24 protein-coding genes are annotated in these 23,700 nt (G+C 57.1%); 16 read left to right on the top strand and 8 right to left on the bottom strand.

Features of this window, described 5'->3' with window-relative positions; genetic code table 11:
• Nucleotides 1-23 precede the first annotated feature (23 nt).
• Nucleotides 24-803, bottom strand: coding sequence for an IclR family transcriptional regulator (locus ACR1XY_RS20235; RefSeq protein WP_480595882.1), 780 nt, complete (start codon nt 801-803; stop codon nt 24-26).
• 108 nt (nt 804-911) lie between these two features.
• Between ACR1XY_RS20235 and ACR1XY_RS20230 the strand changes: the two genes are divergently transcribed.
• From ACR1XY_RS20230 to ACR1XY_RS20200, 7 genes are all read left to right on the top strand, one after another.
• Complete coding sequence (locus ACR1XY_RS20230) at nt 912-1,841, top strand: tripartite tricarboxylate transporter substrate binding protein (protein ID WP_480595880.1); 930 nt, start codon at nt 912-914, stop codon at nt 1,839-1,841.
• A gap of 63 nt (nt 1,842-1,904) precedes the next feature.
• Nucleotides 1,905-2,441, top strand: a complete 537-nt coding sequence (locus tag ACR1XY_RS20225; protein WP_480595878.1) for a tripartite tricarboxylate transporter TctB family protein — start codon at nt 1,905-1,907, stop codon at nt 2,439-2,441.
• Between the two features lie 8 nt (nt 2,442-2,449).
• Nucleotides 2,450-3,982 (top strand): tripartite tricarboxylate transporter permease, encoded by a 1,533-nt coding sequence (locus tag ACR1XY_RS20220; protein WP_480595876.1) that lies wholly within the window; start codon nt 2,450-2,452, stop codon nt 3,980-3,982.
• Nucleotides 3,983-3,989: 7 nt separating this feature from the next.
• Nucleotides 3,990-5,474 carry an aldehyde dehydrogenase gene (locus ACR1XY_RS20215; protein WP_480595874.1) on the top strand — a complete coding sequence of 495 codons (1,485 nt, stop codon included), beginning with the start codon at nt 3,990-3,992 and terminating at the stop codon, nt 5,472-5,474.
• Complete coding sequence (locus tag ACR1XY_RS20210) at nt 5,459-6,784, top strand: aspartate aminotransferase family protein (protein WP_480595872.1); 1,326 nt, start codon at nt 5,459-5,461, stop codon at nt 6,782-6,784. The genes ACR1XY_RS20215 and ACR1XY_RS20210 overlap by 16 nt, the downstream gene beginning before the upstream one ends.
• A complete protein-coding gene (locus ACR1XY_RS20205) occupies nt 6,781-7,740 on the top strand; it encodes a phosphotransferase enzyme family protein (RefSeq protein WP_480595870.1) in 960 nt (319 codons plus the stop codon). Before ACR1XY_RS20210 ends, ACR1XY_RS20205 begins: the two co-directional genes overlap by 4 nt.
• Nucleotides 7,737-8,972, top strand: a complete 1,236-nt coding sequence (locus tag ACR1XY_RS20200; protein WP_480595868.1) for a Tm-1-like ATP-binding domain-containing protein — start codon at nt 7,737-7,739, stop codon at nt 8,970-8,972. Before ACR1XY_RS20205 ends, ACR1XY_RS20200 begins: the two co-directional genes overlap by 4 nt.
• A 112-nt stretch (nt 8,973-9,084) precedes the next feature.
• On the opposite strand, the gene ACR1XY_RS20195 is transcribed toward ACR1XY_RS20200, so the two are convergent.
• Nucleotides 9,085-9,387: a hypothetical protein gene (locus ACR1XY_RS20195; protein ID WP_480595866.1), complete on the bottom strand. Its 303-nt coding sequence runs from the start codon at nt 9,385-9,387 to the stop codon at nt 9,085-9,087.
• 278 nt (nt 9,388-9,665) lie between these two features.
• Between ACR1XY_RS20195 and ACR1XY_RS20190 the strand changes: the two genes are divergently transcribed.
• The 9 genes from ACR1XY_RS20190 (at nt 9,666) to fahA (ending at nt 17,988) form a co-directional block, all read left to right on the top strand.
• Nucleotides 9,666-10,616: an MBL fold metallo-hydrolase gene (locus tag ACR1XY_RS20190; RefSeq protein ID WP_480595864.1), complete on the top strand. Its 951-nt coding sequence runs from the start codon at nt 9,666-9,668 to the stop codon at nt 10,614-10,616.
• A gap of 70 nt (nt 10,617-10,686) precedes the next feature.
• The gene (locus ACR1XY_RS20185) at nt 10,687-12,309 is read left to right on the top strand and encodes an FAD-dependent oxidoreductase (protein WP_480595862.1); all 1,623 of its coding nucleotides are present in this window, start codon (nt 10,687-10,689) and stop codon (nt 12,307-12,309) included.
• A gap of 5 nt (nt 12,310-12,314) precedes the next feature.
• Nucleotides 12,315-12,503, top strand: coding sequence for a DUF2783 domain-containing protein (locus ACR1XY_RS20180; protein ID WP_170406772.1), 189 nt, complete (start codon nt 12,315-12,317; stop codon nt 12,501-12,503).
• Between the two features lie 20 nt (nt 12,504-12,523).
• On the top strand, nt 12,524-13,558 hold the full coding sequence (locus tag ACR1XY_RS20175) for a TRAP transporter substrate-binding protein (RefSeq protein ID WP_480595860.1): 1,035 nt from the start codon (nt 12,524-12,526) through the stop codon (nt 13,556-13,558).
• Between the two features lie 3 nt (nt 13,559-13,561).
• A complete protein-coding gene (locus ACR1XY_RS20170; protein ID WP_480595858.1) occupies nt 13,562-14,110 on the top strand; it encodes a TRAP transporter small permease in 549 nt (182 codons plus the stop codon).
• The gene (locus ACR1XY_RS20165; protein WP_480595856.1) at nt 14,107-15,423 is read left to right on the top strand and encodes a TRAP transporter large permease; all 1,317 of its coding nucleotides are present in this window, start codon (nt 14,107-14,109) and stop codon (nt 15,421-15,423) included. The genes ACR1XY_RS20170 and ACR1XY_RS20165 overlap by 4 nt, the downstream gene beginning before the upstream one ends.
• A 37-nt stretch (nt 15,424-15,460) precedes the next feature.
• Complete coding sequence (locus tag ACR1XY_RS20160; protein WP_170516642.1) at nt 15,461-16,006, top strand: VOC family protein; 546 nt, start codon at nt 15,461-15,463, stop codon at nt 16,004-16,006.
• Nucleotides 16,007-16,094: 88 nt separating this feature from the next.
• Nucleotides 16,095-16,727, top strand: a complete 633-nt coding sequence (maiA, locus tag ACR1XY_RS20155; RefSeq protein ID WP_480595853.1) for a maleylacetoacetate isomerase — start codon at nt 16,095-16,097, stop codon at nt 16,725-16,727.
• Between the two features lie 10 nt (nt 16,728-16,737).
• The gene (gene fahA, locus ACR1XY_RS20150; protein ID WP_480595851.1) at nt 16,738-17,988 is read left to right on the top strand and encodes a fumarylacetoacetase; all 1,251 of its coding nucleotides are present in this window, start codon (nt 16,738-16,740) and stop codon (nt 17,986-17,988) included.
• Between the two features lie 40 nt (nt 17,989-18,028).
• Here fahA and ACR1XY_RS20145 read toward each other — a convergent pair whose 3' ends face one another.
• The 6 genes from ACR1XY_RS20145 to xylF all read right to left on the bottom strand — a co-directional run bounded on the left by ACR1XY_RS20145 (nt 18,029) and on the right by xylF (nt 23,695).
• The gene (locus ACR1XY_RS20145; RefSeq protein ID WP_480595849.1) at nt 18,029-18,457 is read right to left on the bottom strand and encodes a MarR family winged helix-turn-helix transcriptional regulator; all 429 of its coding nucleotides are present in this window, start codon (nt 18,455-18,457) and stop codon (nt 18,029-18,031) included.
• A gap of 61 nt (nt 18,458-18,518) precedes the next feature.
• The gene (locus ACR1XY_RS20140; RefSeq protein WP_480595847.1) at nt 18,519-18,740 is read right to left on the bottom strand and encodes a hypothetical protein; all 222 of its coding nucleotides are present in this window, start codon (nt 18,738-18,740) and stop codon (nt 18,519-18,521) included.
• A 456-nt stretch (nt 18,741-19,196) separates the two neighbouring features.
• Entirely contained in the window at nt 19,197-20,504 is a 1,308-nt protein-coding gene (xylA, locus tag ACR1XY_RS20135) for a xylose isomerase (protein ID WP_480595845.1), read from the bottom strand.
• 9 nt (nt 20,505-20,513) lie between these two features.
• Complete coding sequence (locus ACR1XY_RS20130; RefSeq protein ID WP_480595843.1) at nt 20,514-21,317, bottom strand: ATP-binding cassette domain-containing protein; 804 nt, start codon at nt 21,315-21,317, stop codon at nt 20,514-20,516.
• Nucleotides 21,317-22,615 (bottom strand): sugar ABC transporter permease, encoded by a 1,299-nt coding sequence (locus tag ACR1XY_RS20125; RefSeq protein ID WP_480595841.1) that lies wholly within the window; start codon nt 22,613-22,615, stop codon nt 21,317-21,319. Before ACR1XY_RS20125 ends, ACR1XY_RS20130 begins: the two co-directional genes overlap by 1 nt.
• 60 nt (nt 22,616-22,675) lie before the next feature.
• Entirely contained in the window at nt 22,676-23,695 is a 1,020-nt protein-coding gene (gene xylF / locus ACR1XY_RS20120) for a D-xylose ABC transporter substrate-binding protein (protein ID WP_480595839.1), read from the bottom strand.
• Nucleotides 23,696-23,700 lie beyond the last annotated feature (5 nt).

Below are 23,700 nucleotides of genomic sequence, written 5' to 3'. Positions count from 1 at the left end.
CTCCGGGGTTTGTGTACACCCGCTCAAGGGTGGAATTCGGTTGGGAATGTATCGGGAAGCTGACCGCCAAAACTTGCGGTCAGGTCAGTCGAGAGGGCATGCAGGGCGGTCAGGATTTCGGGCAGCCGTTCGTCGCCGGCACGGCCTTCGGGAACGGCAATCGCAATGGTTCCCAACGCCACCTGATCAATTCCGAATATGGGGGCCGCATAACCATAGACGCCATTTTCATAGCTTCCACTGCTGTTCGCCCAACCGACTTGGCTGATTGTCGCGACCCGCTCTTTGATCTTGGCCGGGTCGGTCAGCGTAGTGTCCGTGTATCGCACTTGTTCTTCCTGCCCGAGACGCTCCAGCAAGAAGGATGGCCCAAAGCTAAGCATACAAAGACCTGATGCGGTCGCATTGATCGGAAGAACCTCGCTAGGGTCGAGGCTAACCCGTACGCTGTGGCGGTTCGTTTCGACCACCAGCGCGGTTTGAAGCGAATCCTTTTCAAGCAGCGAAAGATGCAGGCTTTCGCCAACTTCCTGCATCGCGACCTGCATTCTTTGGCGGGCACTCTCGATGCCGGGACGGGCGATCTGGCGCAACCCCGCCAGACGTAGCGCGGCCGGCCCAACCGCGTAGGACTTGGTCATAGGGTTCTGTTCGATCAGCCCATATTCCTCTAGCGCCCGAAGGTGGCGCAGTGCGGTGGCTTTGTTCAATCCGGACAACCGCGCAAACTGACTTAGCCCGATCTCCGGCCGAGCGTTTGAAAAGTAGTTGAGCATTTTCAAGGCGTTCAGGGCAGCACCCATATGACTCACATCCTCCCGTTAAGGTAATACTTGACAGAACACGCTTAACAAAGCAACATTATTCTTGTTAACGCGGATCAAATAATGAACCACTGACGGGAGGTGTCAATGAAGAAAGTTCTAACAGCCGCAGCACTTGTTGTTTCTGCAACCGCCGCACTGGCCGACTATCCAGAGAAGCCAGTCTCTTTTGTCGTTCCGTGGCCCCCGGGTGACCTGGAAGACGTGTTGACGCGTCTCATCGCTGACGAGTTCCAAGCCATGTACGGCGTACCCGCCGCAGTCGTGAACAAGCCCGGCGGCGGTGGTGGCCCCTTCCCTGGCGCTGTTGAGGTCGCAACTGCTCCGGCGGATGGCTACACGATCGGTTCTTTCGTCATCGGTGTGCCGGTCATAGGCCCGGAAATTGGCATTCCTGAGCTCAACCCCAACCCGTTCGAACCGATTGGCATCTTTCTGACCTATCCCTTCGTCATCGCCTCCAGCAAAGACGCGCCTTTCTCGACCTGGGAGGAACTGGTGGAACATGGCAAGGAAAACGACGTAGCGCTCGGTCATTTCGGCACGGTTCTACCGCCCACACAAGTGACCTTCGCGGCTGCGGTAAGCAGCGGATTTGATTTCGCCAGCGAAGCCGCCTTTGACGCGTTGGACTGCAACACCTTGGCTTCGGGCGACGTGGACGTGATCAACACAACGCTTCAGCTCGTACTTCCTTGCTTGGATCAGGTGAATGTTCTGGCCAGCATCGGCGGTGAGCGGATTTCGCTGGTCCCAGACACGCCGACCGTTGTCGAGCTTAACCCCGAACTGCCTTTGGCGCTGTGGAATGGGCTGTTTGTCCACAAAGACACCCCGGCAGAGGCGCGCGAAAAGATCACGGCGGCTGCACAGAAAGCGATAAACTCTGACAAGGCCAAGAAACTTGCCGCAGAAACCGGAGCGCTGATCTACTGGCAGGACCCGGATGCCTCGAACGCGCAAATCGAACAGGACAAAGCCTCCTTCTCCAAAATCGAAGAGATTCTAGGCGAATAAAGCGAAACTGGCCCGGCACATTTAGATGGTGTCGGGCCTTTTTCTATCCAACAGGAGGCCAAAATGATCGCAAAGACATTGCAAGACATGTTCAAACGATACCGCCGACCCGGCGATGTTGTTTTTGCTTTAGCTTTTCTGGTTTTTGCCATTTTCCTTCTGACCCAATTGGATACACAGACCGAGGTTGTCAAACGCACCAAGTGGTTTGCGCAACCTGGCTTCTGGCCGAAAGTCTCGCTTTGGGCAATGTTCCTATTTGCCTTTCTGCACTGGCTCAGTTCGGCCATGTCAGACCGTATTCCGGGTCGCTGGCCCGAAGTCGCGTTCTGGTTTCGGTCTATTGAATACGTCGCTTATTTTCTGGTTTATGTCGCGGTCGTCCCGCTTTCGGGATATTTGCCGTCGACCGTTCTGTTCGCGGTTTTCCTTGCGGTTCGAACCGGGTTCCGAACTGCCGGCGCCATTGGCCTTGCGGTGGCGTTCGGTGTTGCGGTGACGATCATCTTCCGTGCCTTTCTGCAGGTCAAAATTCCGGCAGGCGCCGTCTATGAATACCTGCCGGATTCCGTGCGCGCCTTTGCGCTGACTTATCTCTGAGGTTCGCTATGGAAACGCTTCTGTCCGGTCTTTCTATTCTGACACAATGGCAGGTGATCGCCGCTCTTCTGATCGGCTCGATCGGTGGGGTCGTCATCGGTGCGCTGCCCGGTGTGGGAGCTGCGGTGGCCATCGCCATCCTGTTGCCAGCTACATTCGCCTTTGAACCCATTGTCGGTCTGACGCTGTTGCTGGGTATCTATGGCTCGTCCATGTATGGCGGCGCTATTCCGGCCATTCTGATCAACACGCCGGGCACTGCGGTAAACGCGTTGACCACATATGACGGCTATCCGATGACCAAACGCGGACAGGGGCATCGCGCATTGTCGCTGGCCTATTCCGCATCTTTCTTTGGCGGAGTTTTTGCCATCATCTGCCTGATGATCCTGTCACCGATTCTGGCATTGGTCGCACCGCATTTCGGGAGCCGCGAGATTTTCCTGGCCGCCCTTCTGGGGATCATACTGGTGATCCTGGCCCATCGTGGACAGATTTTTGCTGCTGGCATGCTGGCGGCCTTCGGGATTTTCCTGAACACCGTCGGGCTTGAGCCTGTCAAATACACCCGCCGCTTTACATTTGACCAAAGCTGGCTGGCCTCGGGTGTCGATCTGATCGTTGTGGTGCTGGGCCTGTTTGCAATCAGTCAGGCGCTGCTGCTGTTACTGGAAAAGAACCATGCACCGGGCGAAGCGCACGTCAGCGGCAGCATTTTCGCCGGTCTCAGGGAACTATTGGGTATAAAACGTGTTGCCACCGTGTCCTCCAGCATCGGTGTGTTCATGGGTATGGTGCCGGGCACCGGCGAGTTCACCTCGCAATTCCTGTCCTACACCTATGCACAGAAGACCTCGAAAGACCCCGACAAATTCGGTGACGGCTCGCCCGAGGGGCTGGTGGCCTCCGAGGCCGCCAACAACGCCGTTCCTGGCGCTGCCATGATCCCGCTGCTGGCGCTGGGTATCCCAGGTGAAGCGCTGACCGCGATGATGCTTTCGGTATTCTATGTGCACAACGTCATCCCCGGCCCGCAGCTGTTCGAAAACCAGATGGACTTTGTGATGGCGCTGTATATGGCGCTGATCCTGCTGAACGTCATCGTTCTGGTATTCCTGCTGTTCTCGACCAACTTGCTGCTGAAGATCATCCAGATCCCGACCCGGTTTCTGGGCATCATGATCCTTATCCTGGCCTTTGTTGGCGTCTACAGCCTGCGCAACTCGATCACCGATTGCGCCATTGCCGCCGGGTTTGGGGTGTTCGGCCTGATCCTCAAACGGCTGGACCTGCCGATTGTGCCGATCATCCTGGGCATGGTTCTGGGCGGCATCATGGAGGTCAAACTGCGCAGCGCCATGGCGCGGGTCAAATCACCTCTCGATTTCGTCGACCGCCCGATTGCGGCGATCCTGACAGCGCTGATCGTACTGATCCTGCTGCTTCATTTCCGCACGCTGTACTTTGAATTCCGCAACAAGCTGAAACCCCAGCCGACCGCGCTACCGGTCGATTCCGATCACCCCAATCAGCAAGGGTAACCCTGCCATGAACCAATCCGATATTGACGCCCTGCGATCTCAGGTTCTGTCCCCCCGTTCGCACTTCATCGGGGGACGCTGGGTCGATGCCTCGCAAGGCGGTCACCGGGATGTTCTATCACCGATTGATGGCACTGTTCTGACCCGAATTGCCGAAGGTACACCGGCGGATATGGAGGCAGCGATTGCCGCCGCACGAACAGCATTCGAAGATGGCCGCTGGTCGCGCCGCCCCCCGGCTGAGCGCAAGAAAGTACTGCTGAAACTGGCCGAACTGATCGAAAAACACGCCCTTGAACTGGCAGTTCTGGGTGTGCGCGACAATGGCACCGAGATTACCATGGCCATGAAAGCCGAACCGATGTCTGCGGCCGGTACGTTCCGCTATTACGCCGAGGCGATCGACAAGGTTTATGGCCAGATCGCCCCCACTGCGGACAGCGTACTGGGTCTGATCCATCACGCGCCCGTTGGTGTGGTTGGCGCGATTGTACCCTGGAACATGCCGCTGATGATCGGCGCGTGGAAGCTGGCCCCGGCACTGGCCACCGGCAACTCTGTGGTACTGAAACCGGCCGAAAGCGCATCCTTGTCGCTGTTGAAACTGGCCGAACTGGCGGCCGAGGCCGGAATGCCCGACGGCGTGCTGAACGTCGTGACCGGTTCGGGCCGGGTGGTGGGTGAAACGCTGGCGTTATCGATGGATGTAGACATCATGGTGTTCACCGGCTCGGGCGCGACAGGCCGGCGGCTGCTGGAATATTCGGCGCGGTCGAATATGAAGCGATGCTATCTGGAACTGGGCGGCAAATCCCCCAACATCGTCTTCAACGACGCCCCGGACCTGAGCGAGGCCGCCAAAGTGTCAGCGGGCGGCATCTTCCGCAACGCCGGCCAGATTTGCATCGCCGGATCGCGCCTGCTCGTACAAGAGGATATTCACGACGATTTCGTTGACGAGCTGGTCAAACATGCCGAGGTGATGCGCGTCGGCAACCCGCTGGATCTGGACACGCAAATCGGCGCGGTTCATTCACTGCCCGAACTGGACTCTAATCTGGAATTCGTCGCCAGGGCCGAGGCAGAGGGCGCCGAGCGCCGTACCGGCGGAGGCCGCATTCTTGAGGAAACCGGCGGCTATTATATGGCGCCGACGGTAATGACCAGAGTGAAACCCACCGACAACCTGTTCCAGAACGAGGTGTTTGGCCCGGTCCTCGCCGTGACGCCCTTCAAGGATGAGGACGAGGCGATCCGGCTGGCCAATGACTCTGTCTACGGTCTGTCCTCGGGTGTGTGGACGTCGAACCTGAGCCGCGCGCACCGCATGATCGCGGGTATCCGCGCAGGCGTGGTGCATGTGAACACCTATGGCGGGTCTGACTTGACCGTACCGCTGGGCGGTGTGCGCCAGTCGGGCAACGGGCATGACAAGTCTTTGCACGCGCTCGGGAAATATCTCGACTTGAAAACCGCATGGATAAAACTCTGACCAAGGGCGACCGCATGACGCTTCCCCCGAAATCCGCCGCGCTTGTTGAACGCCGGGCCAAGCTGCTGGGCCCGAATGTTTCGACTTTCTACGATGAGCCGCTTCATATCGTGAAGGGCGACGGTGTCTGGCTGTGGGATGCGGACGGGCGCAAATATCTGGATTGCTATAACAATGTCCCGCATGTCGGCCACTGCAACACGCGCGTGGTCGACGCGATCTGCCGTCAGGCGTCGACGCTCAACACTCATACTCGTTATTTGCATGACGGTATTCTGGATTATGTCGAGAAGCTGACTGGCACCATGGATGCGTCGCTGGACACCGCCATCCTGGCCTGCACCGGGTCCGAGGCCAACGACATTGCCCTGCGCATGGCCGAGGGCATGACCGGCAAGCGCGGTATCATCGCCACGGATGCGACCTATCACGGCAACACCTCTCTGGTCAGCCAGTTGAGCAAATCGAACGTGCCGACCGTGGGCTTCGGCCTGGGTCAGTATTTCCGCTTTGTCGAAGCGCCCGACAGCTATCGCAATCCGGACCCGGACGGCACCAAATTCGCCGATGCCGTGGCCGAGCAGATTGCCGAGCATGAAAAGTCCGGCATCGGCTTTGCCGCTTTGGTGGTCTGCCCGTATTTCCTGAACGAAGGCTTCCCCGACCATCAAGACGGCTGGCTGAAACCTGTGGCCGAAGTGGTGCGCAAGGCCGGTGGCCTACTTATCTGTGATGAGGTGCAATCCGGCTTTGGCCGCACCGGCACCCATATGTGGGCACACCAGAAAATGGGTGTAGTGCCGGATGTCATGACGATGGGCAAACCGATGGCCAATGGCCATCCGGTCGGCGGAGTTGTGACGCGCAGCGAAATCCTGACCACCTTCCGCAATGGCTATCGGTATTTCAATACCTTCGGCGGCAACCCGGTCTCCTGCGCCGCAGCCATGGCGGTGCTGGAAGAGATCGAGGACAAGAACCTTGTCACCAATGCCAAAACGGTCGGCGATCATGCCCGCGCGCGCTTGGTAGCGTTGCAGCAGAAGTACGATTGCATCGGCGACGTGCGCGGCTCGGGCCTGATCTTCGGGGCCGAGATGGTGCTGGATCGGCAAAGCAAGGAACCGGCCAGCGAGTTCACCGACCGGGTAATCAACACGATGCGGCACCGGGGGATAATTCATTCGAAACTGGGACGTCACAAGAATACGCTCAAGATCCGCCCCCCCATGCCGTTCTCGAAAGAGAATGCCGATCTGTTGTTTGACACACTGGACGAGGTTTTGGCCGAAACCCCGCTGACCTTATGACCCGGATTGTCGAGCAAGCCCTGACCCTTTGGGGCATAGAAGATGCTGAGTGGTCGCTGGTCGCCGCCCGTGAAAACCATGTCTACCGGGTTCAGGCGGGTACAAAAAGCTTTGCCCTGCGTCTGCATCGCAAAGACTTGCACTCGGATGCTGCTCTGCGGTCCGAGTTGCTGTGGATTGCCGAGCTTGGCGCAAAGGGCGTCGGTGTACCCACGCCAGTACCGGCCACAGATGGTTGTTTACTGCATCTACTGGACGGGGTTCAGGTCGATATGCTGGACTGGTTGCCCGGTCGCCCACTGGGTTCGACAGGCGGTGGAATTGATCACGAAGACCGAACAGGGGTTTTTCGGGTCCTCGGGCGTGAGATGGCGCGGCTGCATAAGATCAGCGATGCCTGGGTCCGGCCAGTTGACTTCATGCGCTGGTCTTGGGACCGCACAGGGCTGCTGGGCGATGCCCCGCTGTGGGATCGTTTTTGGGAAAACGCCACGCTCACGGATGAGGACCGCGCCCTGTTCATCATGTTCCGCGAAACAGCAAACCGTGATCTGCAACACATCGAAAACAAGCTGGATTTTGGCTTGATCCACGCCGATCTGGTGCGTGAAAACGTGATGGTCCTGGGCGACAAGGTTTGGTTGATAGATTTCGACGATGCCGGGCTCGGATTCCGCCTGTTCGACATCGCGACGACTTTGCTGAAAAACCTGCACGAACCGGACTATGACGCTCTGCGAAAATCCCTGCTTGAGGGATACCGCACGGTACGTGCGCTCGATACCGGGCATCTCGATCTGTTCATGGCCCTGCGTGCGGTGACATATGTCGGCTGGATATCGTCCCGGATGGACGAAGATGGATCAGAGGCACGCAATATGCGGTTCGTCGATACCGCCCGGGGTCTGCTGACGCGTTACCTCGGAAAAAAAGTACAGACAGGAGAAAACCAATGACCAACAAAACGATCCTGCTGATTGGGACATACGACACAAAAGAGCCCGAGATGCGGTTCATCGAAGACGCCGTGCGGGCGCAGGGAGCGGCTGTGCTGACGATGGACGTGTCTGTTCTGGGCAATCCGGAAACGCCGACCGATGTTTCGAAACACGACGTCGCCGCCGCTGAAGGAATGGCCATCGATGATGTGATCGCGCTGGGGGATGAAAACAAGGCGTTCCGCGTCATGTCCGCCGGAGCGGCGAAGGTTGTAGCAAAAGCTTATGCCGAAAACCGGTTTGATGGGATGCTAGCCACCGGCGGCACCATGGGCACCGACCTTGCGCTGGATTGTGCGCAAGCGCTGCCAATGGGAGTGCCGAAGTATATCGTCTCGACCGTCAGCTTCTCGCCGCTGATCCCGCCGCATCGGTTGGCCCCGGACATTCAGATGATCCTGTGGGCCGGCGGTCTGTATGGTATGAATTCGATCTGCCGGTCCTCACTGGCACAGGCCGCAGGGGCCGTGGTTGGCGCGACCAAAGCCGCAATCGCGCCGGATCGCAGCAGACCCCTGATTGGCATGACCAGTCTTGGGTCGTCCTGCCTGCGCTACATGAAAACCCTGAAACCTGCACTCGAAGAGCGTGGCTTTGAAGTGGCCGTATTTCATTCGACAGGTATGGGCGGTATGGCCTTCGAGAAACTGGCTGCCGAGGGCGCCTTTGCCTGCGTGATGGATTTCTGCATGCAAGAATTCGGCAATATGCTGGCAGGCTCCGTTGTCTCTAGCGGAGAAGATCGCCTGACCAATGCCGGTTGCGTTGGCACGCCACAAATGGTCGCCCCGGGCGCACTTGACCTTTTGGACTTTGCCGGCTGGCAAGAAGTCCCGGACCAATATGCAGATCGCCCCTTTCACGAACATAACCGCCTGATCAAAAGCTCGGTTTTCAATGGCGAGGAACGCCGTGCCTGGATCCGAGAACTGGCGAACCGGCTGGAAGCTGCAACCGGGCCTGTTCACTTCTTCCTGCCGGTTCAAGGCGTCGAGGCATGGGACAAAGAAGGCGAGGAAGCTCATGATCCCAAAGCGCTTTCAGATATGGTTGACGAAGCCCGCAAAATCCTGCCGGGCCGGGTGCCGATGACCGAATTGGATGTCCACATCAACGACACTGCATTTTGCGATGCGGTCTTGGCTCAATTTGATGAGTGGGTTGAAAGTGGGCTTGTAAGCCGCGACTAGCGATAATGGTGCTACGGGCAAAGCGGAAGCTGCCCAGATTGCATCCCCGCAACTGCAGCCTGCGGCTCAACTGCAAGTCTGTGTTAGGCGGGCGTTGCTGGATCGCAAGTAGCTACAGCTTTTGCGGTACAGCGAGGTTGATCCGGCGCTGTACTCCCGGCTGAAGACATTCGAGATCGAAATCAAACAGCGCCGCGTTCTGGAAGATGATCAGAGCGCAGATGCGTTGATGCAAGTACGGATGCGGGCATCCACTTTTCCAATTGGCATTCTGCGCCCTCCCTTCGCAATGAAGACCGAGATGATTTCCTGCATTGGCACGTGGAGTCGGATTCCCCTGATCTTCAAGGATGCATGAGGAAGAAAATTCAATTCCGCTGGACGCCAGAAAACTACGAACCGACTGTTTAGACATCTTACCAGCCGCACTTAATATCCGATCGAAGCTGTAACGGCGTGCCGCAAACTCCGGCTGAATACTTGTTGCAACGACTCAAGCTCACCCAAGCGAGCATCTAAAGGGGCCAGGCAAGTCATTGATAACAAGGGGATGGGCACCCCTGCATCATTTAGAGTCGGTTTATCGTTGACTTTCGTTTCAAATGAAACGAGATTGTTGCAAATGTAACGATGTAGCCGAATCCGCAAAAAACGAACCGAATTCCAGCTGCATCGCGTCTTTGGAGGATACTCATGGCCAAGGCATTCGCGTCCCAGGGGGACATGTCGGAAAAGAAAATATCGTTCACCGAGGTTGGCGAAGGGTTGTATGCCTTCACCGCCGAGGGCGATCCGAATTCAGGCGTTATTATCGGCGATGACAGTGTGATGATCGTCGAGGCGCAGGCTACGCCGCGTCTGGCCAACAAGGTGATCGAATGTGTGCGCTCCGTCACCGACAAACCGATCACCCATGTTGCGCTGACCCATTATCACGCGGTCCGCGTTCTGGGCGCCAGCGCCTTTGGCGCGCAACAGATCCTGATGTCGGACATGGCCCGCGCGATGGTCGTGGAACGGGGCAAAGAAGACTGGGACAGCGAATTCCAACGCTTCCCCCGCCTGTTCGAAGGGCATGAGAGCATCCCCGGCCTGACCTGGCCCACCACCACCTTCAGCGACACGATGACCGTTTATCTGGGCAATCGCCGGATCGATCTGATGCATCTTGGCCGCGCACATACCGCAGGCGATATCGTCATTCACGTGCCCGATCAGAACGTCATGTTCACCGGTGATATCGTGGAATACCACTCGGCCTGCTATTGCGGTGACGGGCATTTCAATGATTGGGGCGACACGCTGGACCAGATCAAATGGTTTGACGTCGATGCCATCGCACCGGGTCGTGGGGATGCTCTGGTCGGCAAGGACATGGTGAATGCCGCCATCGAGAACACGCGTGATTTCGTCGAAAGCACCTATCGACCAGCGTCACAGGTTGCGGCCCGTGGCGGGTCTTTGAAAGAGGCCTGGGACGCCGTGCGTGCCGAATGCGATCCGAAATTCGCCGACTATGCGATTTACGAGCATTGCCTGCCCTTCAATGTCGCCCGCGCCTATGACGAGGCCCGCGGCATCGACACCCCACGCATCTGGACCGCTCAGCGCGACCTTGAGATGTGGGAGGCCCTGCAGGGTTAAAACTATCGGCCCGGCCATTCGGTCGGACGCCCAATCAAAGTGAAACGCGCGCAGCCAGAGGAAAAAACCGATGTTCGATGACAGATACACGCTTGCCTACAAGCGTTATCCCTATGAGAAATCGACCGATCAAGACGCCGTGTCACCGGTCCGCCATCCCGTCGTGGTAATGGGCGGGGGACCGATTGGCGTGGCCACCGCGCTTGATCTTGGGCGGCAGGGCATTCCGACACTGGTGCTGGACGACCACGAAGGTGTCGGCATGGGATCGCGCGCGATCTGTTTTGCTAAACGCTGTCTAGAGGTTGCTGGCCGCTATGGCTGTGGCAAGCCGATGGTTGACAAAGGGGTGGTTTGGAACCTCGGCAAGGTCTTTCACAAAGACGACCAAGTTTTCGAGTTTAACCTGCTGCCCGAGGAAGGCCATGAATATCCCGCCTTCATCAACATGCAGCAGCCCTATTACGAAAGTTACCAGCTCGACCGCTTTGAGGAGTTGCAGGCGCAAGGAGCTCCGATTGAAATCCGCGGCAAGAACCGCGTGGATGCCGTCGAAGTGCACGATGATCACGTCACCCTTTCCATCATGACACCGGATGGCCCCTATACGCTCGAAGCGGACTGGCTGATCGGGTGTGATGGGGCCTCGTCGCCGTTGCGCACGATGCTGGATCTGGATTTCACCGGCAAAGTTTTCCAGGACAGTTTCCTGATTGCCGACATCAAGATGAAAAACGACAGCTTTCCGACCGAACGCTGGTTCTGGTTCGAACCGACCCACGGGTCGGGTGCGTCCACCCTGCTGCACAAGCAACCCGACGACGTCTGGCGCGTGGATTTCCAGATCGGCTGGGATGTCGACCGGGCCGAAGAGATGAAAGAGGAGAACATCCGCCGCCGTCTCGACGCGTTCCTGGGCGAAGGTGTTGAATATGACATGGTCTGGTCGTCAATCTATACGTTCCAGTGCAAGCGCATGGACAGTTTCCGCGACGGTCGCGTGTTCTTTGCTGGAGACGCAGCGCATCAGGTTTCACCTTTTGGCGCGCGCGGAGCCAACTCGGGCATGCAGGATGTCGACAATCTCGGCTGGAAATTGGGCATGGTGATGCGCGGTGAAGCCCCAGAAAGCTTGCTGGACACTTACGACGTTGAACGCATCCATGGCGCGGATGAAAACATCCTGAATTCGACCCGTTCGACGGATTTCATCACTCCAAAGTCCGAAACGAGCCGCATTCTGCGCGACGCCGTGCTTTCGCTGTCCGAAAAGTACGAATTTGCGCGCCCCATGGTGAATTCCGGTCGCCTGTCGGTGCCTTGCACCTATGACGGGTCGCCGCTCAACTCGGCAGATGCCCTGAACGGCCCCGCACAATCGCGCCCCGGATCGGTTTGCCCTGATGCGCCGCTGGGCGACGATTTCCTGTTGTCCAAACTCGGCGACGAATTCATCCTTTTGACCATCGACGCCGATGCCCCTGACATGATCGAGGAAGACGGTGTTCAGGTCACGCGCCTGGCCCTTTCGGTCAAGGATGACAAAACCGGCGCGCTAAAAAAGCGGTATCTGGGCGAGGCCGACAGCGCGGTTTACCTGATCCGCCCTGATCAACACGTGGCCTCTCGCCGGCCTGGCTTTGACGAAAATGCGATCCGCGCTTCGATCCGGCGCGCGGTCGGCAAGGAGTAAGCCTCATGACTGATTTGATCCTGACCCCTAACATTGATGGCGTCGATGATTTCTACGCCGAGCTTCTGGCCGCTCATGACGGGCTGGAAAAAGACCAAAGCGACGCATTAAGCGCCCGCCTGATCCTGATACTGGCTAACCACATCGGCGAACGCTCGGTTCTGACCGAAGCGATCAAAGCTGCTGAAATCTGACACTTCATAGGGAGGAAACTATGAAACTGAACCTGAAAACCCGCGCCCTCGCCTGCGTCGGCGCAACTTCCATCGCCCTGTCGCTCGCATCGAGCGCGATGGCCGACACCACTCTGGCCCTGTCCAGCTGGCTACCACCGCGCCACCCGATCGTGACTGGCGCGATCAAACCCTGGGCCAAGCAGGTCGAAGAAGTCACCGACGGGCGCGTGACGGTCCGCGTATTGGCCAAACCGCTGGGCCCGCCGCCCGCGCATTACGACATGGCAGCCGACGGTATTGCCGACATCACCTATGGTCTGCACTCTTTCACCACCGATGACCGTTTCACCCGGTCGCGCATCGGCCAGTTTTCGTTCATCGGCGATGACGCCGTGGCTGGTTCCAAAGCGTTCTGGAACGTGTATTCCGGTCCGCTGGAAGCCCAGAAAGAGCATGAAGGCACCAAGCTTCTGGGTCTGTTCGTGCACGGCCCGGGCATGTTGCACAACAACGTCCGTCAAATTGAAACCGCCGACGATTTTGCTGGTCTGAAGATCCGCGTCCCCGGTGGCTATATTTCCGATCTGATGTCGGGCATGGGCTCAACAACGCTCTTTATGTCCTCGGGCGAGGTCTATGAGAAGCTGTCGCGCGGCGTGATCGACGGGGTCACCTTCCCCTATGATGCCTTGGCCGCGTTCAAGCTGACCGAAGACGTCAAATACACGATGAAAGTGCCCGGCGGTCTCTATAACACAACCTGGTTCATGGTCATGAACGAAGACAAGTGGAACGAGATTTCCGCAGAGGACCAGGCCGCGATCGAAGCGATCTCGGGCGAGGCTTTTGCCACGCTGGTTGGCGAGGCCTGGATCGGAGCCGACGAAAAAGGCAGCGCAGCTGCTGAAAAGGCTGGGATCACGGTTTACGAAGCTCCGGCTGCCGTGGTTGATGCGATCAAGTCCCGGGCGGCTGACGCCGAAGTTGCATGGTCCGAGGCAATTTCGGCTGATGGCTATGACGGAGCGGCAGCCCTCGAAGAACTGCGCAAGCAGGCTGGTGTGGATTTCTGATCCATGGAGCGGCTTCGCCATCGTTTCCCCGACCAGCCCCCGGAAGAGGGGCTGGACATCGGGCTGCTGCTTGACAGGACGCTTGGTGCCGGCGCCGCTCTGATCCTGTTCTGCCTCATTCTCATTACCTGTGTGGATGTGATCGGGCGTTACTTTTTGAATGCGCCGCTGGCTGGCGCGTTCGAACTTACCGAAATTCTGCTTGCAGCCCTTGTTTTTCTGGCTTTGCCGCTGACAACAGAGCGGCGCGAGCATATCGAGGTCGACTTGCTGAACATGGTTCTCGGCAAGCATACCCAACGTCTGCTTTCCGCCTTTGCCGGGCTGTTTTCCGCCGCCCTTCTGGCCACCTTCGCCTGGCGGCTGTTTACCCATGCGGCCAAGGCGGCCCATGACGGCGCGGTCAGTAACGCGCTGGAGATCCCGCTGGCCCCCTTTGGATATCTGGCGGGCGTGTCCTGCATGGTCTCGGCCTTCATCGCCTTTTTGCGCGGCCTGCAACCGCCGAAAGAGCGCAATTCCGATCAAGCGTCTCCGGAGGCTTTGCCATGATTGAATCACTCATCGGTTTTGCCGTCCTTTTGGGGTTGATCCTGTTGCGGGTGCCGATTGCCTTTGCCATGGCGGCGGTTGGTGGTTTCGGCTTTGCCTATATGCGCGGCTGGGAACCGGCTTGGGCGATGACCGGCCAAGTGGCTTTCGATACCGCACTGTCCTACAGCCTGTCAGTCATTCCGCTTTTTATCTTCATGGGCAACGTGCTGGCTGGATCCGGCGTCGCACATGGCCTGTTTGCGGGTGCTGACCGGCTATTTGGCAAACTGCGCGGCGGCCTTGCCATGGCGTCCGTCTTCTCTTGCGGGGGCTTTTCCGCGGTGTGCGGGTCTTCACTGGCGACCGCTGCGACCATGTCCAAGGTCGCGATGCCCTCGATGCGCAAGTTTGGCTATGATGACCGCCTTGCAACCGGCTCCATCGCGGCTGGCGGCACGCTGGGTATCCTAATCCCGCCCTCGGTGATCCTGATCATCTATGGACTGCTGACCGAGACCAACATCGCCAAACTGTTCATTGCTGGCATCATACCAGGCATCATCGGTGTGCTCCTGTATCTTGGCGCGGTCATGGTTGCGGTGCGTGTAAACCCTGCGCTGGCGCCCGAAGAAGAAAACACCGAACCGATGAGCCGGACCGACCTGGTTGGCGTCTTCTGTGTGCTGGGCCTGTTCCTGTTCATCATGACCGGGATCTACGGCGGGTTTTTCACCCCAACCGAAGCGGCAGGTATGGGTGCAGGCGCATCGGTGCTGATTGCTGTAGCCTTGCGGTCCATGACATGGGGTGGGTTTTTCGCCGCCACGATGGATTCCATCCGAGCTACTGCGATGATCTTTGCCGTCATTATCGGGGCCGAGCTGTTCACCAATTTCATAAACTTCGCCGGGCTGCCCGATGCGTTGTCCAGTTTTGTGATCGACAACGAAATGCCCGTATGGGCGGTGATCGTGTTCATCATCGTGGTCTACATGGTGCTTGGCTGCGTGCTGGAAAGCCTGTCGATGATCCTGCTGACGGTGCCAGTGTTCTATCCGCTGATGTTCGAGCTGGAGTTCGCCAACGAACTGTTGCTCGATCCCGAAAACGCGCTGATCTGGTTCGCCATCGTCGTTGTTGTCGCGACCGAGATCAGCCTGATCACCCCCCCGGTCGGCATGAATGTCTTCGTACTGAAAGGTGTTCTTCAGGACGTGTCGCTGGCAACCATCTTCAAGGGCGTCCTGCCCTTCTGGATCGCCGACATCCTGCGGCTGGCCCTGCTCATCCTCATTCCCTCACTGTCGCTCTGGCTTGTGGGACTGATGTGAACCTCCCAAACCCAACCCATTCGGAAAGGAAGACACGATGAAAATCGAAAAAATTCACCACGTCGCCTATCGCTGCAAAGATGCCAAGGAAACCGTCGAGTGGTATGGCAAGATGCTGAACATGGATTTCATTCTGGCCATTGCCGAGGACCATGTGCCCTCGACCCACGAGCCGGACCCCTACATGCATCTGTTCCTGGATGCCGGTGATGGCAACGTCTTGGCGTTCTTCGAACTACCGACCAAGCCTGAAATGGGCCGCGACCCGAATACTCCGATCTGGGTTCAGCACATCGCCTTCAAGGTCAAGGACCGCGCAACCCTGATCGAGTTCAAAGAACACCTCGAGGCCAACGGCGTCGAAGTTCTTGGAGTCACCGACCATTCGATCTTTCATTCAATCTATTTCTTCGATCCCTCAGGCCACCGGATCGAACTGGCCTGCCCCGACCCAGAGGAAGAAGCGATGCTGGCACGGATGGACGAGGTGAAATGGCTGATGCTCGAAGATTGGTCGAAAACCAAGAAAGCACCGAAACACGCCGATTGGCTGCACGCCAAAGAACTCAACAAAAGCGCCTGATGCACTTTCCCGCGCCGGGTGTCTGATCCGGCGCGGGACCTGAAGCCGTCAGGTTTTGACTATGCGCTAAGACTTGCTGGATGAGGTCATGAAACTTTACTCCTATTGGCGTTCTACGACCTCATACCGGGTCCGGATTGCTCTGAATCTCAAAGGTCTCAGCTATGAAACCTGCCCGGTCAATCTGGTCGCCGGAGAGCAGTGTGCCCCCAACTACGCGGCACTTAATCCCTGCAAGGGTGTTCCGACCCTTGTTCTTAAGGACGGCACTGTTCTGACCCAGTCGCTTGCGATTATCGAGTATCTGGACACTATCGTCCCTGAGCCTCGGCTATTGCCGACAAAACCACTCCAACGCGCCCGCGTTCAGGCCGCTGCACAGACCATAGCGTTAGACATTCACCCAGTGAACAACCTCAAGGTCCTGACCCACCTCAAGACCCACATGGGGCTTTCGGCGAATGACCAGCTTGATTGGTTCCGCCATTGGATGACCGAAGGATTTACCGCCTATCAAGCACTGCTGCCAAAGGCGACGACGTTCAGTTTCGGGGATTGTCCCGACCTCGCCGACATCTGCCTCGTAGCCCAGCTTTATAACGCGCATCGCTGGGGCGTTGATATGTCCCCCTTCCCCCGCCTTCTCGAGATCGAGGAACGCGCCCTTTCCCTTACGGCGTTCAACAACGCCCGCCCCGAAAATCAGCCCGACGCGGCTTAAAGGTGTAACCATGACGAAACTCTTGCCCTCTTGGGTCGAAAGCGCCAACTCGGCCGCGACCGACTTCCCGCTAAACAACCTGCCCTATGGTGTTTTCAGAACCGGCGCGGGCGCGCCGCATTGTGGCGTGGCTATCGGAGACATGATCCTCGATGTTGCGCAGATGGAGATGGACGGCAAACTTGATCTGCCCGAGGCCTCAGTGTTTTCGAGCGGGTCATGGAATGGGTTCATGGCGCTTGGGGCTCAGGTCTGGAGCCAATTCCGCGCTACTTTGACCGAAGCACTGGCCGCAGGATCTGACCGTCAGAACGAATTGACCGCCTATCTTGTTCCGATGGCCTCCGCCACGATGGCCATGCCGTTCGACGTCGCCGAGTACACGGATTTCTATGCAGGCCGCAATCATGCGTTCAATGTCGGCACCATGTTCCGCGGCCCTGAAAACGCCCTGCCCCCGAACTGGCTGCACATTCCGATCGGCTATAACGGACGTGCGTCATCGATCGTGGTGAGTGGCACGGACATACGCCGCCCGTGGGGCCAGCTCAAAAGCGCTGATATGGACGCGCCGATCTTTGCCCCGTCCCGGCGGTTTGATTTGGAGCTGGAGATGGGCGCAATCGTTGGGCAACCTTCGAACGGGCCTGTATCGGTTCAGCAGGCCGATGACATGATTTTTGGCTATGTTCTTCTTAACGACTGGTCCGCGCGGGACATTCAGGCATGGGAGTATCAGCCGCTTGGCCCGTTTCAGGCAAAGGCCACCGCGACCACGATCAGCCCGTGGATCGTCACCAAAGCGGCGCTGGAACCCTTCCGCACCTCAACACCCGAGCGGGAAAAAGAGCTGCTTCCTTATTTGCAGGAACCCGGCCCGATGCTTTATGATATCGCCCTTGAGGTCGGGCTGGCACCTGATGGTACGGCAGAGACGATTATCGCGCGTACCAACTACAACGAATTGTATTATTCCGCGGCTCAGCAACTTGCCCATCACACGACCAGCGGCTGCCCGATGCGAGTGGGAGATTTGCTGGGATCAGGCACAATTTCCGGCCCTGAAAAGGAAAATCGCGGCAGCCTGCTGGAGCTTAGCTGGGGCGGCAAAGAGCCTCTGACCCTGGACAGCGGAGACGAGCGCAGCTTTCTGGAAGATGGCGATAAGCTCACACTGCGCGGTGCCGCGCACGGTAAGGACCATCGTGTCGGGTTTGGATCCTGCGTGGGCACGCTGCTTTCGGCCCATGATCGGCCGTGACAGGTATGGGCAGAGGTCATTTTGACCTCTGTCCTTTATTTCAGTCGGATTTGGCCACGATCATAAGCGCCGATATTCCCTGCTCCAGCGCTTCGCGATCCTCGGGGGTCAGCGCATCAAGCATACGGTTGGCCCGTTCCCGCACCTTTGGCTCTAGATGCTGAAACTGGTGAAACCCCTCGGGCGTGCAGCGATAAACCCGGATTCGACGATCCTCGTCTGAGGTTTCACGAACGATCAGCCCCTTTTCATCAAGGCGTTTGGCCGCCCGGCTGACCTGTACTTTATCAAGTGTCGTCCGCCGTGCGAGGTCCAGCGACGTCATGCTTTCTACATTTGCCAGCAGAAACAGCAATCGCCATTCCTCACGCGAGAGGCCCAGTTCGCGCTCATAGACGTCCGTAAGGTTTCTTGAGAACGCTTCGGACGCGACAGCCAATCGGTATGGAAAAAAATCATCGAGTTGCATGCTTCGCGTAGAATAAGCCAATATCGTTTCACCTGCAACGATATGTTCGCAGGTATACCCATCAACATTCCATGAAATAGACCGCTTCGAGACGAGCGGCGGTGGGCGGGGCGGAAACATCTGGGTCGCCAGAGGAATAGGTGGCGACCACCCTGTCCTCGCGGCGGTCGACATCCAGTTTGATCGACCTCATCAGCGGCTTGAACACAGTCAGCCGGGTCAGGCTCATCTCGATACTCGAGATGCAGGAAAAAAAACCAGCGGCACGAAGGGACCGCGCCACGGTCTGCCCAAGGTGAATAGCCAAATCAGCCTTGCCATATTCAGACTTGACCGCGTCCCACAGGGCAATGCAATCACGCAGAGTGGCGCCGCGGGTTTAGGCAGACAGATAATCATTGGGCAGGCCTGCACACTTGAGCACCTGCTACCAGCGAGATTTTCAACACCTGCGTCACGGTGCATGTGCCATCGACAGCGCGTCTTCATCGCTGGCCTTTGGAACCCAACCTCGGACCTTCTCAATTCCCACACGAAAAATCAGAAGGGACAAAAGGCTTTGGCGCAATTTGGTAACCCTTTGGCAGGATTAGGCAGACTTACCAGCGAAGTTTGTCAGCAAACGAACCAGACTCACCACGATAATCCTAAGTGAGACTAGCACACCCGGATATCACTCAGGGGTCTGCCGCAAGCATAGCCCGCCTGGAAACCTGTCCCTATGTATCAGTTTCCTTGGTCACACAAACCTGTTCACGTAATTCTCTAGTATTTCCTGGCGTCCTGATTTTGGCTCAGGATTGATCCCTTCATGAACAACTCGAGCGGCGATTTCTTCCAGGCTGCAGTCCAACATTGACGCCGCCCCGGGTGCGCTCCAACCAGAGTACCGTTCTGACAGCGCTCGATCCAAACCACCGTCTTCAATCATTGCAGCCGCTGCTTTCAAACCACGCGCACATATGTCCATGGCGCCGATATGAGCTGCCAACAAGTCGGTGGCGTCAATCGATTGCCGGCGTATTTTGGCGTCAAAGTTTGTGCCCCCGGTTGTAAATCCACCAGCTTTCAGAATGTAGTAGTATGCCAAAGCAACCTCTGGCGTGTTATTCGGGAACTGGTCCGTATCCCACCCAGATTGGTAATCGTTGCGGTTCATATCTATCGAACCCAACATGCCCTCAGAAGAAGCAACCGCGATTTCATGCTCGAAGCTATGCCCCGCAAGGATCGCGTGTCCCTGCTCTAGGTTCAGCTTTACTTCGTTCTCCAACCCGTATTTCCGAAGAAATCCGATGCAGGTTGCCGCGTCATAATCGTATTGATGCTTAGAGGGCTCCTGAGGTTTGGGCTCCACAAGAATGGCGCCCTTGAACCCAATCTTGTGTTTGTATTCCACGACCATGTTCAGAAACCGGCCCATGTGGTCCAACTCGGTTTTCATATCCGTGTTCAGCAGAGTCTCGTACCCTTCACGTCCGCCCCAGAGCACATAGTTTTCGCCACGCAGTTTATGGGTCGCATCCAAGCATGACTTTACAGTTGCTGCGGCAAACGCGAAAACGTCGGGATCAGGGTTAGTGCTGGCGCCAGCCATCCACCGGCGGTGACTGAACATATTGGCCGTCCCCCAAAGCAACTTAGTACCAGACACCCGCATCTTTTCACCAATATAATCGGTGATTTCTTCCAGGGTTATCAGGTTGTCGGCAAAGTTACCCTGCTCGGGCCGGATGTCAGCGTCGTGCCAGCAAAAATATGGCTGACCCAAAATCTCAAACATTTCAAAAGCGATGTCTGCCTTCAGGCGGGCACGCCCCATATCATCCTGCGGATGCCATGGACGTTCCAGGGTCGCTCCTCCAAAGGGGTCTCCTCCCTCCCAAGCAAAAGAGTGCCACCAAGCAACTGCAAAGCGTAAATGGTCTTCCATACGCTTACCCATGACAATTTCGTCCGGATTGTAATACCGAAAGGCCATCGGGTTCTTGCTTTCAACACCTTCAAACTGGATCTGCTCGATCCCTTCAAAAAATCCGCTTGGCATTTCTGCCCCCTACTCTGCTTTTTGTGCTGGCTGTTTGCCGAGAATGATCATCGACAACAGATCGTCGTCTGTGACGTCTGCAATTTCCACGGTGCCAACCAATTTCCCGTTTTTCATGACCGAGGCGCGATCGCACAGTTCCATAACCGCATGCACGTCGTGATCGATCAGGAAAATTCCGATGCCTTGCGCCTTTAACTGGTGTATCAGATCCGCCACCATCTGCGTTTCATGCGGGCCTAACGCCGCCGTGGGCTCATCCATGATCAGTATGCGGGCGTTGAAATAGACGGCCCGAGCAATCGCCACAGATTGTCTTTGCCCCCCCGACAACGCGGAAACAGGATCATTGAACTTCTGAAAGTTCGGGTTGAGCTGCGCCATGATCTTTCGGCACTCGGCCTCCATAGCCGCGTCGTTGACCAACCCAAAAGGCGTCGTCATCTCGCGCCCCAGGAAAAGGTTCGAAGTTGCGTCCAGATTGTCGGCCAGCGCAAGCGTTTGGTAAATGGTTTCGATATTGTTTGCTCGCGCATCACGGGGATTGCCGATCTCGACCGGTTTGCCATCAATCAAAATTTGGCCGTGATCCATTTGATAGGCGCCGGACAGAACCTTAATCAAAGTAGACTTTCCGGCCCCGTTATGTCCAAGCAAACCAACGACTTCACCCGGAAAGAGATCGACCGACACATGGTCTACTGCCTTGATTCCACCGAAAGAAATCGAGATATCACGCATCTCGACCAATGGCGGCGCGCCAGAACCACGACCAGAGTTGGCGGGGGATTTCTGCGTATCCTGAGCTTGCATCACTTTGCCCCCAGTCGCTTGCGGTAGACGATGTCGATATAAACGGCCAGCACGAGAACACTGCCGACCACGATGTTCTGGAAAGGCGCGTCAACGCCGACCATGGCCATGCCTGATTGAAGCGCTTGCATGATCAGTGCGCCGAGGATCGCACCGTAGATGGTGCCGATGCCACCTGACAAAGCGGTCCCACCGATAACTGCGGCTGCGATGACCCTCAGTTCGTCCAGCGTTCCAATATCGTTCGAGTGGTTTGCCAGACGCGCCGAGGCGACGACAGCTGAAACGGCGCACAGGAAACCCATAAGAGCAAAAATCTTCACGGTCAGCAGCCGTGTATTGATGCCAGAAAGCTCTGCTGCATCCGGGTTGCCGCCGGTGGCAAAGATGTATCGGCCAAACCGGGTTTTCCGCGCCACGATCGTCAGAGTCACCGCAACGATAATCAATATCAGCACCGAAATTGGAATGCCGTACCCTACAACAAGCCCTTCGGGCATCGTCTCTCCGCGCGCTTCGAACATACGTTGCAGTCGACGCGTTGGAATGGCGTAGCTATTGACGATGAAAACGTATCCGAGGATCGCAATCGCGATTATCCCAGCCATGGTGGTCTCGGCCCAGATCGGTTTGACAGGGAAACCGTGTGCAGCTTTTGCCCGTCGTCCGCTCCACAAGGCCCATATAGCGATTGCGGTAGCGAAAAGCCCGAATAGCCAGCTTGTCGTTGCACCCATTGTTCCGTTTGTACCGCCGAACATTAGGAATGTGCTGTCCAGCGGACCAATGGTTTGACCACTGGTCAAATACCACGCCACATTTCTCCAGACTAAAAACCCACCGAGAGTGACAATGAAGGCCGGTATCGTAAGATAGCCGACCATCCAGCCGTGGAATGCACCAATCAATGTGCCCACAAACAGCCCAACCACTATCGTAATCGCCCAAGTTGCCGGGTTGTTCAAACCCATTCCCAGCATATGCGGCAGCAGCTCGGTTTGTGTCATCGCCATCACTGCCGAGGTTGTTGCCAACAGCGCTCCGACCGACAAGTCGATGTGCCGCGTGACGATGATGAACACCATCCCGCACGCCATGATGGCGACCGAAACTGTCTGGATAGACAGGTTGAACAAGTTGCGTGGTGTCAGGAACCGCCCATCCGTGACGATATTGAACCCAATGCAAAGGATGACAAACGCGCCGATCATTCCCAAAAGCCGCATATCCAGTTCCAACTGTTGGAACAGGCTGGGTTTTGCTTTTTCTGGTATCGGCTGAGACGAAGTTTCGGTCATTTCCGATCTTTCATAGTCAGCAAGGGTCCCCGGCCCCAAAAGGGCCAGGGACTGTGAAGTTTAGTTGCAGGGAGCAGGGCCGTTTTCCACGCCCTGGCATAGATCTTCAAGTGGGATCCATCCTGCATCTACAACTACTGAAAGGTTGTCCTTGGTGATCGGTACCGGTGCAAGGAAGACCGAGTTCATCTCTGTGCCCCCGGGTGAAGTCCAGCTGACTGCGCCGTCGACATCTGCGGGACTTGTGCCTCCGATGAGTGCGACCGCGATTTCACCGGCTGCCTTACCCAACTCACGGGCGTCCTTCCAAACCGAAACGGTTTGAGTGCCCAACGCGACCCGATTCAATGCAGCGTGGTCTCCGTCCTGACCCGACACGGGAATTCCCTCCATGCCCTGCGCGGTCAGAGCGGCCACAACGCCACCTGCCGTGCCGTCATTCGAAGCGACAACCGCGTCCACGTTGTTTTCATTGGCCGTCAAAATCTGCTCCATGTTCCGCTGAGCATTGGCGGGCAACCAGCCATCTGTGTAGGCTTCACCAACGATCACAATTTCACCGCTGTCCACTGCTGCGCCGATGATCTCTTGCTGTCCGCCACGAAGGAAATCCGCGTTCGGGTCGGTGGGAGAACCTTTGATCATGACATAGTTGCCCTTGGGCATCGCCTCAAAGACTGCGCGGGCCTGCATTCTGCCAACCTCGACGTTGTCAAACGTTAAATAAAAGGCACGATCATCTTCGATTAAACGGTCATAGGCGATCACCGGGATACCTTCGTCGGCAGCCGCCTGAACAGCTGGTCCAATCGCCTGTGAGTCTTGTGCCAGAATGATAAGCGCGTCTACACCTTGGGCGATCAGGCTTTCAATGTCCGACAGCTGCTTTGCGGGAGACGACTGCGCATCTGCCGAGGTGTATTCAGCACCACCTGCTTCAAGCGCCGATTTGATGGCTGCTTCGTCAGTCTTCCAACGTTCCTCCTGAAAGTTGGACCAGCTTACACCGACGACCGGCTCTGCGAATGCAACCGAGGCCAATAAGGTGGCCGCAGTTGAGACACTGAGAATTCTTTTCATGATTT

The organism is Ruegeria sp. AD11(2025), assembly GCF_056542405.1.
The sequence above is the reverse complement of the archived record's forward strand: the minus strand, read 5'-3'. Positions and strand labels throughout refer to the sequence as shown.

Excerpts from the sequence above, each read along its gene's own strand:
- ACR1XY_RS20235 (WP_480595882.1), bottom strand. The coding sequence starts at position 803 with ATGGGTGCTGCCCTGAACGCCTTGAAAATGCTCAACTACTTTTCAAAC.
- ACR1XY_RS20230 (WP_480595880.1), top strand. The coding sequence starts at position 912 with ATGAAGAAAGTTCTAACAGCCGCAGCACTTGTTGTTTCTGCAACCGCC.
- ACR1XY_RS20225 (WP_480595878.1), top strand. The coding sequence starts at position 1,905 with ATGATCGCAAAGACATTGCAAGACATGTTCAAACGATACCGCCGACCC.
- ACR1XY_RS20220 (WP_480595876.1), top strand. The coding sequence starts at position 2,450 with ATGGAAACGCTTCTGTCCGGTCTTTCTATTCTGACACAATGGCAGGTG.
- ACR1XY_RS20215 (WP_480595874.1), top strand. The coding sequence starts at position 3,990 with ATGAACCAATCCGATATTGACGCCCTGCGATCTCAGGTTCTGTCCCCC.
- ACR1XY_RS20210 (WP_480595872.1), top strand. The coding sequence starts at position 5,459 with ATGGATAAAACTCTGACCAAGGGCGACCGCATGACGCTTCCCCCGAAA.
- ACR1XY_RS20205 (WP_480595870.1), top strand. The coding sequence starts at position 6,781 with ATGACCCGGATTGTCGAGCAAGCCCTGACCCTTTGGGGCATAGAAGAT.
- ACR1XY_RS20200 (WP_480595868.1), top strand. The coding sequence starts at position 7,737 with ATGACCAACAAAACGATCCTGCTGATTGGGACATACGACACAAAAGAG.
- ACR1XY_RS20195 (WP_480595866.1), bottom strand. The coding sequence starts at position 9,387 with ATGTCTAAACAGTCGGTTCGTAGTTTTCTGGCGTCCAGCGGAATTGAA.
- ACR1XY_RS20190 (WP_480595864.1), top strand. The coding sequence starts at position 9,666 with ATGGCCAAGGCATTCGCGTCCCAGGGGGACATGTCGGAAAAGAAAATA.
- ACR1XY_RS20185 (WP_480595862.1), top strand. The coding sequence starts at position 10,687 with ATGTTCGATGACAGATACACGCTTGCCTACAAGCGTTATCCCTATGAG.
- ACR1XY_RS20180 (WP_170406772.1), top strand. The coding sequence starts at position 12,315 with ATGACTGATTTGATCCTGACCCCTAACATTGATGGCGTCGATGATTTC.
- ACR1XY_RS20175 (WP_480595860.1), top strand. The coding sequence starts at position 12,524 with ATGAAACTGAACCTGAAAACCCGCGCCCTCGCCTGCGTCGGCGCAACT.
- ACR1XY_RS20170 (WP_480595858.1), top strand. The coding sequence starts at position 13,562 with ATGGAGCGGCTTCGCCATCGTTTCCCCGACCAGCCCCCGGAAGAGGGG.
- ACR1XY_RS20165 (WP_480595856.1), top strand. The coding sequence starts at position 14,107 with ATGATTGAATCACTCATCGGTTTTGCCGTCCTTTTGGGGTTGATCCTG.
- ACR1XY_RS20160 (WP_170516642.1), top strand. The coding sequence starts at position 15,461 with ATGAAAATCGAAAAAATTCACCACGTCGCCTATCGCTGCAAAGATGCC.
- maiA (WP_480595853.1), top strand. The coding sequence starts at position 16,095 with ATGAAACTTTACTCCTATTGGCGTTCTACGACCTCATACCGGGTCCGG.
- fahA (WP_480595851.1), top strand. The coding sequence starts at position 16,738 with ATGACGAAACTCTTGCCCTCTTGGGTCGAAAGCGCCAACTCGGCCGCG.
- ACR1XY_RS20145 (WP_480595849.1), bottom strand. The coding sequence starts at position 18,457 with ATGCAACTCGATGATTTTTTTCCATACCGATTGGCTGTCGCGTCCGAA.
- xylA (WP_480595845.1), bottom strand. The coding sequence starts at position 20,504 with ATGCCAAGCGGATTTTTTGAAGGGATCGAGCAGATCCAGTTTGAAGGT.
- ACR1XY_RS20130 (WP_480595843.1), bottom strand. The coding sequence starts at position 21,317 with ATGCAAGCTCAGGATACGCAGAAATCCCCCGCCAACTCTGGTCGTGGT.
- ACR1XY_RS20125 (WP_480595841.1), bottom strand. The coding sequence starts at position 22,615 with ATGACCGAAACTTCGTCTCAGCCGATACCAGAAAAAGCAAAACCCAGC.
- xylF (WP_480595839.1), bottom strand. The coding sequence starts at position 23,695 with ATGAAAAGAATTCTCAGTGTCTCAACTGCGGCCACCTTATTGGCCTCG.